Source organism: Butyricicoccus sp. Marseille-Q5471, assembly GCF_951230135.1.
Taxonomy (GTDB): domain Bacteria; phylum Bacillota; class Clostridia; order Oscillospirales; family Butyricicoccaceae; genus Agathobaculum.
Genome location: NZ_CATNVC010000003.1, coordinates 217,132 through 229,983, shown reverse-complemented (window position 1 = coordinate 229,983; position 12,852 = coordinate 217,132). Strand labels below are relative to the sequence as shown.

Genomic DNA, 12,852 nt, shown 5'->3' with positions numbered 1-12,852 from the left:
TTTTATCGGATGATAAAGCTGCGAATGCCGAATGCAGGCAGATCGAAGGAGAGTGCATCCCGCGTCTCTTCGCCCGCGGGCGTGCCGCGCAGGTCAATGGGAGCAAGGGCGCGTCCGGGCGCGGACAGTGTTGCCGTGCGAGGGGTCAGCGCGGTGTCGCGCAGGGTGAGTACGCGCGAGCCGTCCGCCTGCGCAAGGTACTGCACCACCTGCACGCCCTCGGGCAGGGTCAGGCGGCTGTGCTTTTCGGCAAGCGGCAGGGCGAACGCGCCGCGGGTCAGCGTAAGCGCACGGTCGTAAACCGCGCCACCGCAGGTGTCCGGATAGCCGAACAGGGTAAAATCATAGGTAAAATCGCCGCCCAACCACTGCGGGAAGTTGGTGCCCCACATGTTGTTGAACAGATTCCAATAGAGGATGGGTTCGTGCTCCTCGTAGCGCGGACGGTAGGCGTAAATGCCGGTTTCGCCGATTGCGCAGAGCGGCGCGTCGTGCGAAATGCAGCACAGGCCGCCTTGCTCGTCCTCGGCGCAGGCAAAGGATTCGACGCAGTAGAGTGCGTGGTTTGCGCGGTCGACGATGTCGGCGGCGGGGTCGATGAGGTCGCCGTTCTTGTTCATGCGCCAGCGCGGACGCTCCTCCGCCATCGGCAGGGCGAGCGAGCCGGATTCGACAAAGGGAGTTTCCGCTTTGCCGTCCAGATGCACGCGTACGAACAGCTCATCGCCCTTGGGCGGCAGGGAAACCGAAACGGTCACACGGTCAGCGTCGCCCAAGGCTTCGTGCCCCGTGCCGCGGTAGTGAAGCGACACGGTCGCGCCGTCGATGGACAGGCTTTCAAAGCGCGGCGTGCAGATGGTGCGGCCGCATTCGGGATAGCTGTCGCGGCCGTTGTCGCGCACGCCCCAGTCGGAAAAACGGTAGGCATAGGTGCGCAGGTATTCGGTTAAATCGTCTGCGCCGTAGCGGTCGTAGCGGTAGTCAAACACGCCCACGCCGCGGCGCTCGCGCAGCAGTGCGCGGCCAAGCTTTTTATCAAACAGTTCGGTGATTTTGCCGCGCTGCAGGTCGATTTTAAGAAGATAGCGGTGGTTTTCAAGCGTGTCCCCGTTCAGCCGGAGCGGCGCGGCAGGCGTGTGCGCGGGCAGCGGCGAAGCGGACAGGGCGGGCAGATTTTCGGCGTACACACGCGTCTCGCCGCAGATGTTTTCACCCTCGGGGGCGGGCATCCAGCCGGTGAACGCGCTGCCGTTCGGGTTGAGCGCGGAAAACGCATCGCCTGTGCAGGCAGCGGCAAGCGCGGCGCGGCTCTGCTCGTCTGCGGTGCAGGCGCGGACGCGCTGCTCGTCCCACGAGCGTTCCATCAGGCGGTAGGACGGAGAAGTGCGCTCTGCCGCAAAGGCCGCCTTGTCGTACACACGGTCGGGCAGCCAGGTTTTCACGTCCAGTCCCCAGGTGTGCTCGTCAAACAGCATCAGATTTTCGTAGGCCGCGGCGGTGTGGGCGTGCACGTCCGCGTCGCTTCGCTTGGACAGCGCGGCGGCGGCGTTCGCCGCCACCAGTGCTTCGCGTGCGCGGCGCACCTGCCGCACCTCGGCGGGATAGGTGCCTGCGCCGTGAATCCACGTGTCGGCCAGATCGCCCGCGACGACGGGCAGGCGGCTCAGGTCGCATTCGGAGAGCGCACGGTAGAAATCATCCATCGTGCCGCAAACAATCTCCGCGTCGGGGAAGGTTTCGCGTGCCTGCGCAACCATGCCGCGCAGCATGTCGGCCGACTGCGGGCCGCAGTTGTCGTGCGTGTGCATCAGCGCCATCCAGACCGGGAAATCCCAGCCCTCCGGCGGCGTCAGCGTGGAGCCGTAGCCGCCCGCGCCGTACATTGTGACGACCTCGCCGCCGTCCGGCCCGCGCCAGCGGAACAGATGGGGCACCTTGGGGGGTGTTGCAAACTCGTTGCAGCCCAGATGCAGGAATTTCACACCCGCGCCCGCAAGGATGGTGGGCAGCAGGCGGCCGTGGCCGGGGACGTCGGTCATCTTGGCGCTGACGGGCAGCGGCAGACCGTACTGCGCGGCAAGCTCCTTGGCACAGCCGAGGCCGTAAATCGCGTCTTCCACGCCGCCGAAGTCGAAGTGCGAGGTAAAGGGCAGCGCGTGGAAGGCGATTTGACCGTTTTGAGTCAGCCGGTCGAGCGCGGCGCGGTCGGCGGGGGCGGCCTGCTGCATAACGCGCAGCGGCCACGAGGGCATCGTCCAGACATAGCGCAGGTCGCCCATGTCGGCCGTGCCGTCGCAGGTCTCCACGACCTCGCGCAGCATTTTTCCGGCGTATTGATCGATGATATGTGCGGAAAGATCGGTGAAACCGATGTCAAAATGCGTCTTAAATACGAGTATTATCTTCATTATAATCCATTCCCTGTTAAAAGTAAATCGGGTTTGAGATCAGCACGGGCAGGTCGCCGCGCACAACCTCGAAGCGCACGAAGCGTGCGTCCGGAAACGTCCGTTCCGCCGAGAAGGCGTGTGCCGCAGGCGGGAAAATCAGTTGCTCCGCGCCGCGGTCGGTCAGTATGCGCAGGACATCGCCCGCGCGAAGATTGTCAAAGGAAAAGGCGACCGGTGCGCCCTGCGGCAGCGTTTCGCCGAGCGGCGCATCGAGCACCGGGCCCTTGGCGGTGGCGGTGACAAAGCTGCTGCCCGCGCGGATGGCGGAAAGAATGTCCGCCGGGGCGGGGGAGAGCGCATACAGGCAGGTGCAGGGCAGGCCGATCATGCCGAGCGGTTCGGGGCGGTGGAAGTCGCTGCCGCCTAGGATGGGCAGGTGTCTGCCCGCGCATAGCTGCTCGTGCCACCATGCAAGGCAGGCCTTGTTCGCGCCGCCGACCGTGCCGCCGTTCCAGATTTCGATGAGGTCGAACGGTACATCAAACCCGAAATGCCAGCCGCAGTTGGGGCAGAAGGGATGGTTTAACACGATCAAAGCGCCGTTTTGGTGCGCTTCCTCGAGCTTTTGCTCGGCCTCTTGCTGCGAATTGACGCAGAACGCCGAGCCGAACGGCCGCGGTACGCCCAAAAGGCCGGCGTGCCCCTGATAGTGCGTCCACTCCGTGCCGGGCAGGATGGTGATATCCGTTAGCGCGGGCAGGTTCAGATTGTGGGCATAGTTGTTGTGATCGGTGATAAAAATGTAGTCCATGCCGAGCTGCCGCGCGGTTTTTGCCGTGTCGTAGACCGACATGCAGCCGTCCGAGCCGAGGGTGTGCATGTGGGTGTCACCCCGGAGCAGGCGGCGGCGCTTTTCGGTGAAGCGAACGGTGTATTCCACATCGAGCCCGCCCGCTTCAATCTTGTACGCGCCGCAGATGATGGCCCACTCGCCGGGCAGGGTGTCAACGCGGGCATAGCCCTGCGCGCTGTCCCACGCCGAGAGATGGATGGCGTTCCGATCCGAGCCGGATGAGCCGACAAATTCCCCGCGTCCGTCGCGCACGGCGAGATCGACGATGTTGTCCTCGGTGCACAGCGTGAAGCCGTCTGCCGCATGGTCGCGACGGCGGGGATAAGCATAGGAAATATCAATGCGGCACACGTTTTCCGGCACAGAAAAGGGGATTTCAAAGTAAGTGCGCTCCTTTTCGTGCGGAATGTGCAAAGTAAAGCTGATTTCTTGTTCCATAACGCAGTCCTTTCGCGCCCCTCACCGGAGCGCAGCGACGATAAAATACCGTAAAAACCGGGGCTTCGCCTCGGTTTTTACACCACGACCCAGCCGCCTAGGGCGGCGTCATTCGGATATCGAAAGCAAGGTTCAAAGGAACTTGCTTTCGTATCCAGGGGACTTATGAAGTCCCCTAGAAGTAGTGTTACTCCTTGCTCGCGCCCAGTGTCATGCCCGAAAGCAGGAAGCGCTGCGCGAACACATAGATGAGCAGCAACGGCACGGTCGAAATGACGATTGCCGCCATAATGGCGTTGTCCGGTGTCATCGCCGCGCCCGACTGTGAAACGTCGGTTTGCAGAATCATCGCCTTGAGCATGAGCGGCAGCGTGTAGTATTTCTGCTCGGTGACCAACGTGGCGGGCAGCATGATGCTGTTCCACTTGCCGACAAATTCAATAAAGAACACCGTTGCAAGACCGGGTTTGGAAATCGGCAGATAGATGTTGCCGAAAATGCGAAACTCGCTTGCGCCGTCAATCCGCGCCGATTCGGCCAGCGAATAGGGCACGGAGGTAAAGTAGTTGCGCATCAGCAGAATCGAGAAGCCGGAAATCAGGCCGTTGAGAATCAGACCGGTGTAGCTGTTGAGCAAATGCAACTGCTTATTCATCTGGTAGACCGAAATCAGCGTCAAATCGCCGGGAATCATCATGGTGAGCATGATAAAGGAGGTGATTATCTTGCGGCCGGGCAGCTCCTTCTGAATGAGCACATAGCCTGCAAAGGCGGAAAGCACGACCTGAATGACTGTGCCCACGGTCGAGACAAACAGCGAGTTCAGGAACGGGCGGGCGAGCTTGGTGACCTCAAATACGTACTTGTAGCCTTCCAGACTAAATCTCGACCACCATAGCTTCATGCCGGATGCGGCCGCGTCGAGCGCGGTCGAGGTGGACATGACGATGACGTTCCACATCGGGATGGCCATAGTCAGGAAGATCAGGCCGAGCACCAGCCACGCAATGGTTTTCTGCGGTGCGGTCAGCTCGTTGCGGATGCCGCGATTAGTTCGTTTCATGGAATCCTCCTCAATCTTCGTAGGTGTCGTCGTAGCGCATCAGCTTGCGGGCAACGGCAGAAATGATCAGCGTTGCAACCAGAACAAGCGTTGCGCCCGCCGTTGCAGGGCCAATCTTGAACTGCGTGATGCCGTCCGTGTAAATCAGGTAAAGCAGGTTGCGCACCTTGTCGTAGATGGACGCGTTGCCCATGATGAAAATCTGGTCAAAGTTGCGCATCACGCCCATAATGCCGAGCATGGCGACGACCTTCATCGTCGGCACGATATTGGGCACGGTGATTTGGAAAATCTGCCGCAGGCGGGACGCGCCGTCAATCGAAGCCGATTCATAGATCGAGGGGTCGATGCCGACGATGGCGGCAAGGAACAGCACGGCGTAATAGCCTGCGCCCTTCCATGCGCCGGTGAAAATCATAATCGCACGGGCAAAGGAGGCCTCGCTCATAAAGACGATGGGCGAAAATTCCGCGCCCTTGACCAGCTCCAGAAAGCCGTTGACCATGCCGGAGGGGGAGAAGAGCAGAATCCAAAGTCCGCCGACAACCGACCACGAAAGCAGATACGGAATGTAGGTGACCGACTGAATGGCCGACTTTGCGACCTTGTTTTTGACCTCATTAAGCAGCAGGGCGATTAAAAGACCCCATACAAACTGCAGCACGAACGTGCCGATGCCGACAATCAGCGTATTGACAAAGGCCTGCGAATACTGCGGGTTGGAAAAGACATAGCGGTAGTTCGACAGACCGGAAAAGGTCGCATTGCCGAGCAGCTTGACATCCTGAAAGCTCGATACAATGCCGAGCCCGAGCGGGTAATAGGAAAAAAGGATGAAATACACGGCGATTGGCAACAGCATTAAGTAGATAAAACGGTGTTTATGTAAGGCGCGCACCAGCTTGCCGGGACGGCGGCGCACCGCGGTTTTCGGTTGATTCAATCGAATGACCTCCCTGATTTGGATAAAGTGAGGGGCGCCGGAGCTGGCTGACAGCCTTCGGCGCCCCTCTTAGAAAGATGAAAGAGACGGGAATTTTACTTGTCGGTAAAGCCGAGGGTTGCCAGCTCGTCGGACAGACCCTTGACGCCGTCAGCCGCGCTGACCTCGCCCTTGACCATCTTGATACCCCACTTGCCAACGGTCTTCTTATAGGTATCCTCGTCCGCGAGCGAGGGGTCTACCGAAGCGTACTGACCCAGTGCCAGGGCTTCCTCTACGCCCGGGTTGTAGCCGAGGGGATTGACAAAGTCCTTGAAAATCGGAACGGGAGCACCGTGGTCGTTGCCGTGCGCCTTGCCGGTCTCGGTCTGGGTGTAGGCGGAGCCTTCCTTGGTGTAGTCGTTGCCTTCCATGCCGATGGACAGCAGCTCGCCGCCCTCCTGCGTTGCAAAATACTCAAGCACCTTGATTGCGCCGTCCACGTTCTTTGCGTTGGCCGGTACGGCGAACAGGCTCGCCGAGCCCTTGACCAGCTTGTAGCTGCCGTCCGGCGTCTGGGTGCCGGGCAGGCTGACGATTTCGTACTGATCCTGCGATATGCCGCCCGCAAGTGCGTTGGAGTTATGCAGGCCGAGCCATGCCGCCCAGTCAACGCATACCGCGGTCTTGAGCGAGGAGGCTTCCATCTTGGCACGCATGTCCTTGGTCTGGTCTACAAACGAGGAGGGGTCGAGCAGACCTTCGTCATACAGCTTCTTGAACCATTCCCAAACCGGAATGGCCTCTTCGGTGGCATAAGCGCAGGTCTTCTTGCCGTTGACCTCGCGCACACCGTTGGATAGACCGGCCGATGCGAACCACGGCTGCAGATCATAGCTTTCGCTCAGCACGCAGTTGAAGGGGTAGAAGTCCTTGGTGGTGTTGTTTTCCTTGAGCGCCTTGAACACCTTATAATAGCCGTCGAGCGTCGGCTCGATCTTGGTGTAGTCAATGCCTGCCGCTTCGAGCATCTGGCGGTTGAGCTGCACCACGCGGTGCACTTCCTTCTTGTTGAAGCCTGCGTAGACCTTGCCGTCCACCGTGATATCGGCCCATTCCTGCGGGTCGATGTTGTTCGACAGGATTTCGGAATTCTTGACACGGTCGGTAATATCAAGCAGTGCGCCCTGATCAATCAGCTGTACGTACTCGTTCGCGCCGCAATAAATCAGGTCGTATTCCTCGCCGCCCTGCAGCTTTTGCATCAGCACCTTGTTGTAGTCCGAAGCGGGCTTTTCAATTTCGATGGTCAGGCCGGTCGCCTTGCTCAGTGCCTCCGAGAACAGCTTCATTTCGGCATCGTCCTTGCCGCCGGTGACGTTGGACATGATGCGAACCGTGCCGGTGGGTGTAGCCGCGGCATCTCCGCCGCTTGCCGAGGGGGTGGAGCCGCTGTCTGCGCTGCTGCCGCCGCCGCAGCCGGTCAGTGCGCTCATTAACATACATCCGGCCAGCATGCCGGATAATACCTTGGTCTTTTTCATAACAACTTTTCTCTCCTTCTCAATATGCCGATTCGGGTTGGCTATTTGTTGTGCTAATCATATCATCAGAAATATACTTTGTAAAGGCATATTTGGTATTTTGCATAGTTTTGAGGTTTACAAAAATAAAAAATCGGCAATATAGGCATAATAACGCGAATAATTGCCGATAAAGCCTATAAAAAGTTTCGGTATTTTGAGCGGATATCAGAAATATACTTTGACTATCTTAAAAAGTATGTTTAATGTGACAAGAACCAGCCGAGCCGCTGCGGATAATCGGAACAGCGCAGGCACAAACTAAAACCCCCGTCAAAAGACGGGGGTTCGTGTCATTTTTCGGCGGTTTGCGTAGGTTTACGCCCGAAAGAGGTGTGGGACAGCGCTTTTTGCAGCGCGGGCAGCAACGCCATCGCGACGACCACCGCGATAATCGTGTTCGGCACCGAGGTGACGAGCTTGGGCACATTGCCGATAAACGCCGGAACAAAGCCACTGCCGCCGATCATCAGTGTGATAATGCCCTTGAACATATAAAATACTGCAGAAAAGACGGCCGCGACGACGCAGGCGGTCAGGTTGCGGCTGAATTTCTTCGCCCGTGCGCCCGCCCAGTGCGCGATTACGCCGCACAGCCACGCCATCAGGAAAAAGCGCACAAAGGTCAGCCACGCTTCGGGCACGTATTCCGGCGTCATCAGGTCGAAAAACATCGAACCGATGCCCGCCGCCAGACCGCCGCGCACCGGGCCGAGCAGCAGTCCGCACAGAAGAACGAAGGCGTTGGCCAGCTTAATCATCGTCGTGCCGGTCGGTGTCGGAATGCGGATGGACAGGAACATGGTCACAACGAACACAACCGCTGCCATGAGGCCAACCATCACAATATCATACAGAGAAATGCGATTATTTGTGGATTTCATTGTAGTTACCCCCTCTGATTGTTATATTTGTGACTTTATGATACGCGATAATTGGCATTCTTTAAATATCCAATTTACGAATATTTTATAAGGCCAGATGGATAAGTATAAAAAGCCTGCGCATACTAGGGCAACACCGAAAGGGGAGAATTGCATGAATTTAGATAAGGAACAATATCAGCAGATGCTGCAGCAGAAAAGCCCGAATTCGCCCTTGTGGAAGGACTGCCTGAAGGCATTTTTAATCGGCGGGTTGATTTGTATGGTCGGTCAGGGCGTGAGCAGCTTTTACAAAGCGCGCGGCCTATCCGTTGCGGACAGCGCGGCGGCGACCTCCATCACGATGGTCTTCATCGGCGCACTGCTGACCTGCCTGCACCTGTATGAAAAAATCGCAAAGCATGCCGGCGCAGGTACAATTGTGCCGATTACCGGCTTTGCAAATGCCATTGTGTCGCCCGCAATGGAGTTCAAAAGCGAAGGTTTGGTGCTCGGTCTGGGCGCAAAGCTCTTTGCCATCGCGGGGCCGGTGCTGGTTTACGGCATTTCGGCGAGCGTGATTTATGGACTGATTTTAGTCATTATGCAGGGCGCATAATCGGCGCAAGAGAGGGAAAACGAAACTTCTCTCCCGTACACACAACGTTTCAGAGAGGGGAATTTGGCATGATGTTCGGCCAGACGACTTGTAAGACAGGGGGCGGCGCTTAATGGCAAAACGGATTGGCGAGCGCACGCTTCGGTTTGAAAATCCGCCCGCAGTGCTCGCACATGCGGCCGCGGTCGGCCAGAAGGAGGGTGCAGGCCCGCTGGGCAAGCGGTTTGATCTGGTTGCGCAGGATGACCGGTTCGATCAAAAATCGTGGGAGCTGGCAGAAAGCCATCTGCAAAAGAAGGCGATTGACCTCGCGCTTGAAAAGGGCGGCATGCAGGCGAGCGATTTGGATATGATTCTCGCAGGCGATCTGCTCAACCAGTGCATCGGCTCGGCCTTGGCCTCGGTCGATTCGGGCACGGCGTATCTCGGTCTGTACGGCGCGTGCTCGACGATGGCGGAAGGCCTGGCGCTCGGCTCGTGCCTGATTGACGGCGGCGCGGCACGGCGTCTGCTCGCGGCGGCATCGTCACATTTCTGCTCGGCCGAACGGCAGTACCGTTTTCCGCTCGCCTACGGCGGACAGCGTTCGCCGACCGCCCAGTGGACGGCGACAGCGGCAGGCGCGGCTGTTCTGGGGCAGATGGGAAGCGATATCCGCGTCACACACGCGATTTTCGGCCAGCAGGTCGAGATGGGCGTCAAGGACGCGAGCAATATGGGTGCCGCGATGGCGCCTGCCGCGTGTGACACCCTGTCGCGCCTTTTGCGTGACATGAACGCCAAGCCGACCGACTTTGACTGCATCGTCACCGGCGACCTCGGTCACGTCGGCGCGGATTTGGTGCTGACGCTGCTGCGGGAGCAGGAGAACCTTGACCTCACCCCGGTTTATTCCGACTGCGGCAGCCTATTATATAAGGAAGAGCAGGATGCGCATGCAGGCGGCTCGGGCTGCGGCTGTTCGGCCTGCGTGCTGTGCGGCCCGCTGCTGCGCGACATGCACGAGGGCAAAATCCGCCGCCTGATTTTTGCAGGCACGGGCGCACTGATGAGTCCGACCTCGATTCAGCAGGGACAGGCCATCGCGGGCGTGTGCCACGCGGTTGTGCTTGAAAGAGGAGGGAAATCATGAACTGGATGGACTATTTCAACGCATTCTGGGTCGGCGGCCTGATCTGCGCAATCTGCCAGATCGTGATTGACAAGACCAAGCTGACGCCCGCGCGCATTCTGGTCACGCTCGTCGTGCTGGGCGTTATTTTGCAGGGTTTCGGTTTGTATCAGCCGGTGGTGGACTATGCGGGCGCGGGCGCGACCGTGCCGCTGCTCGGCTTCGGCTACTCGCTGGCCAAGGGTGTTGCCAAGGCGGTTGCGGAGCAGGGACTGCTCGGCGCGTTCACCGGCGGCGTAACGGGCGCGGCGGGCGGCATCGCGGCGGCGATTGTGTTCGGCTGTCTGTTCGCACTGCTCTCAAAGCCCAAGAGCAAAAGCTGATTCCACCCTTTTATCCACAAGCCTGTGCATAAAAAAGGGCACAGCCAAATGCCTCAGTCTAATAAGGATGTTTCAAAAGACGGCAGCCATGATGCACTTTCATGGCTGCCGTTTTTCGCTTTTCGGGGGATTGGGACACTTTCCGGATTGTCATACCATGACGTATTTTGTCACAGCGGTGCAGTGGTTGCGATGGTCATTGAGTACTGGTATAATGAGGGGCAGTAGATTGTTTATATTTTGCGAGGAGGTCATACTTTGAATACTCTTTTTGAAAAATACAAGAGTCTGTGTATTGATGGCAGTTTAATATCCCTGGAAAATGGTGATTTGTCGTCGCCCTACTTTTGTTATCCGGTCAATGCAAAAGTGATAGGATTTGAAGGATGCATTCTGTATTGTGCCATTGCCGAATATGGTGAAATGATATTTGCATCAAACCCTGAAAGTTGTGCAGATAAAAACGTATATCCATTGGCTAAGAACTTTTCTGACTTTATGCGGCTCATTTTGGCTTGTGGTTCGACAAATCCAGTTGAGCAAATTGTTTGGATGGATAAAGAGCAATTCGAGCAACATATGCAAGATGAACGAGCCATTCAGACGGGGAAACAAAAAGCAGTATTGCTATTGCTTAGTAAAGAGCTGGAGTTGTCCCCTATAGAAAATCCTTTTGAATATGTTAAGGCAATACAAAAAGATTTTGATGATAGTCATATCAAATTCAGCGATGAATACTATGATGTTTTGGGCATAGAGAGAAATTGCTAAACTCTAATCTATAGTGAGATTCTGAGCATACTACGAAATTAAGGCATCACCGCTCCAATGAGCAGTGATGCCTTAAAATTATGGACGCTGACGGATGCGCCGTTTCGCTCTTGTTTACTTGTCCTCGTCCTTGCTGATCTTGACCACCAGACCGGAGAGCGCGAGCAGACCGATGAGGTTGGGGATGACCATCAAGCCGTTAAACATGTCGGACATGTTCCAAACCAGATCGACCTTGAGTGTCGAGCCGAGGATGATGAACAGGACGACAATTGCCGCGTAAATCTTGACCGCCTTCTGGCCGAACAACGCCTTGACATTGGTCTCGCCGAAGAAATACCAGCCGATAATCGTCGAAAATGCGAAGAACAGCATGCAAATCGCGATAAACACGTTGCCGAACGAGCCGAACGCCGCGTTAAAGGCCTCCTGCGCGAGAACAGAGCCGGTGTGACCATCCGCCCACAGGCCGGAGGAGATGATAACCAGCGCGGTCAGCGTCAGGATGATGAAGGTGTCGATAAACACGCCAATCATTGCAACAACGCCCTGATCGCCGGGCTTTTCCACCTTAGCAAGTGCGTGCGCGTGCGGGGTCGAGCCCATACCGGCCTCGTTCGAGAACAGGCCGCGCGCCACGCCGTAGCGCATCGCCTTCTGCACGGAAATGCCGATTACGCCGCCGGTGATGGCCTGCGGATTGAACGCCATCACGAAAATCTGCTTGAATGCAAAGCCCACGGTTTCGTGGTTGATGAACAGAATCGCCACACAGCCGACGATGTAAAGCGCCGCCATCAGCGGCACGACCTTCTCGGTGAAGGAGGCAATACGCCCCACGCCGCCGAGGAAAATGAACGCCGCGACGACCGCGCAGGCGATGCCGACATAGACAGCCTTGATGCCGAACGCGTTTTCAAACGCGCCGCCGATGGAGTTGGACTGCACCATGTTGCCCATAAAACCAAGCGCAAGGATGATGGCGACCGAGAAAAAGCCCGCAAGGAACTTGCCGAACTTGCCCTTGAATGCCGCGCGGATGTAGTAGCTCGGGCCGCCGGTGACGTGACCGTCCGGGCCGACTGTCTTGAACTTCTGCGCCAGCACGGCTTCACCGTAAATGGTGGACATGCCGAAAAACGCGGAAACCCACATCCAGAAAATCGCGCCCGGGCCGCCGGAGGCGATGGCGGTTGCCGCACCGGCGATGTTGCCCGTGCCGACCTGCGCCGCGATTGCAGTGGTCAGCGCCTGGAAGGACGACATGCCCTCGTGTCCGGCCTTGTCGCCGCGCAGCGAAAAGTTGCCGAACAGACGGCGCATGCCCTCGCCGAACTTGCGCACCTGAATAAACTTGAGACGAATGGTGAAATAGATGCCCGTGCCGCACAGCAGGAACAGCAGCAGGTAGTCCCACAACACCTTGTTGACCACGTCAACGATACTTTCGATAATTGCCACTTCTTACATACCCCTTTTTCATCTTTTTTTGCGCCAAACAAAAAAATGCCAAACCCCGCACGTGTCCCCCGCGGAATTTGGCTCTGAAAATTCGGCGGATAACCCGAAAAAACGGGGTTCCACCGGTCTCATACTCTGTCCTTTTGCCTGAGAGATTAGCGGATTTTCGCCCGCCTTGCACCTTCGGCATCTCACTAAAGAGACTTCTCCAGAGCCACATCCATCCATAGTCTTCATCCGGCTCGGCCGGACGCCTGAGAGTTTTGCTCCTTCGGCAGTGGGAATTCCCACTTTTCCTACAGACTTCGTTTGTCGCTTTTAAATTATGTAGCCTGACCACTATACCAGAAAGCGCAGAAAAAGTCAAATTTTCACCTGATATTGCTTTACATTGC

At 57.4% G+C, this 12,852-nt stretch carries 11 protein-coding genes and 1 riboswitch; of the genes, 4 read left to right on the top strand and 7 right to left on the bottom strand.

Translation table 11 applies throughout. The features are described 5' to 3' along the window. Positions 1-2 precede the first annotated feature (2 nt). The 6 genes from QOX26_RS05635 to QOX26_RS05610 all read right to left on the bottom strand — a co-directional run bounded on the left by QOX26_RS05635 (position 3) and on the right by QOX26_RS05610 (position 8,133). Complete coding sequence (locus QOX26_RS05635) at positions 3-2,408, bottom strand: hypothetical protein (RefSeq protein ID WP_283673962.1); 2,406 nt, start codon at positions 2,406-2,408, stop codon at positions 3-5. 16 nt (positions 2,409-2,424) lie between these two features. After that, the gene (locus QOX26_RS05630; protein ID WP_283673960.1) at positions 2,425-3,681 is read right to left on the bottom strand and encodes a CehA/McbA family metallohydrolase; all 1,257 of its coding nucleotides are present in this window, start codon (positions 3,679-3,681) and stop codon (positions 2,425-2,427) included. 187 nt (positions 3,682-3,868) lie between these two features. Then, positions 3,869-4,744: a carbohydrate ABC transporter permease gene (locus QOX26_RS05625; RefSeq protein ID WP_283673958.1), complete on the bottom strand. Its 876-nt coding sequence runs from the start codon at positions 4,742-4,744 to the stop codon at positions 3,869-3,871. A 10-nt stretch (positions 4,745-4,754) separates the two neighbouring features. Next, positions 4,755-5,687 carry an ABC transporter permease subunit gene (locus QOX26_RS05620; RefSeq protein ID WP_283673956.1) on the bottom strand — a complete coding sequence of 311 codons (933 nt, stop codon included), beginning with the start codon at positions 5,685-5,687 and terminating at the stop codon, positions 4,755-4,757. 95 nt (positions 5,688-5,782) lie between these two features. After that, on the bottom strand, positions 5,783-7,210 hold the full coding sequence (locus QOX26_RS05615) for an ABC transporter substrate-binding protein (RefSeq protein WP_283673955.1): 1,428 nt from the start codon (positions 7,208-7,210) through the stop codon (positions 5,783-5,785). A gap of 332 nt (positions 7,211-7,542) precedes the next feature. After that, positions 7,543-8,133, bottom strand: coding sequence for an ECF transporter S component (locus QOX26_RS05610; RefSeq protein ID WP_283673953.1), 591 nt, complete (start codon positions 8,131-8,133; stop codon positions 7,543-7,545). 154 nt (positions 8,134-8,287) lie between these two features. On the opposite strand from QOX26_RS05610, the gene spoVAC reads away from it, so the two are divergent. From spoVAC to QOX26_RS05590, 4 genes are all read left to right on the top strand, one after another. Further along, positions 8,288-8,731 (top strand): stage V sporulation protein AC, encoded by a 444-nt coding sequence (spoVAC, locus tag QOX26_RS05605; RefSeq protein WP_283673952.1) that lies wholly within the window; start codon positions 8,288-8,290, stop codon positions 8,729-8,731. A 112-nt stretch (positions 8,732-8,843) separates the two neighbouring features. Beyond that, entirely contained in the window at positions 8,844-9,863 is a 1,020-nt protein-coding gene (gene spoVAD, locus QOX26_RS05600) for a stage V sporulation protein AD (RefSeq protein WP_283673951.1), read from the top strand. A gap of 5 nt (positions 9,864-9,868) precedes the next feature. After that, positions 9,869-10,225 (top strand): stage V sporulation protein AE, encoded by a 357-nt coding sequence (gene spoVAE / locus QOX26_RS05595; RefSeq protein ID WP_283674123.1) that lies wholly within the window; start codon positions 9,869-9,871, stop codon positions 10,223-10,225. A gap of 258 nt (positions 10,226-10,483) precedes the next feature. Beyond that, on the top strand, positions 10,484-10,996 hold the full coding sequence (locus tag QOX26_RS05590; RefSeq protein ID WP_283673950.1) for a hypothetical protein: 513 nt from the start codon (positions 10,484-10,486) through the stop codon (positions 10,994-10,996). A 114-nt stretch (positions 10,997-11,110) separates the two neighbouring features. Here the strand turns inward: QOX26_RS05590 and QOX26_RS05585 are convergent, their stop codons facing one another. After that, positions 11,111-12,457, bottom strand: a complete 1,347-nt coding sequence (locus QOX26_RS05585; RefSeq protein WP_283673949.1) for an alanine/glycine:cation symporter family protein — start codon at positions 12,455-12,457, stop codon at positions 11,111-11,113. Positions 12,458-12,582: 125 nt separating this feature from the next. After that, positions 12,583-12,679: riboswitch (glycine riboswitch) on the bottom strand. Between the last annotated feature and the right edge of the window lie 173 nt (positions 12,680-12,852).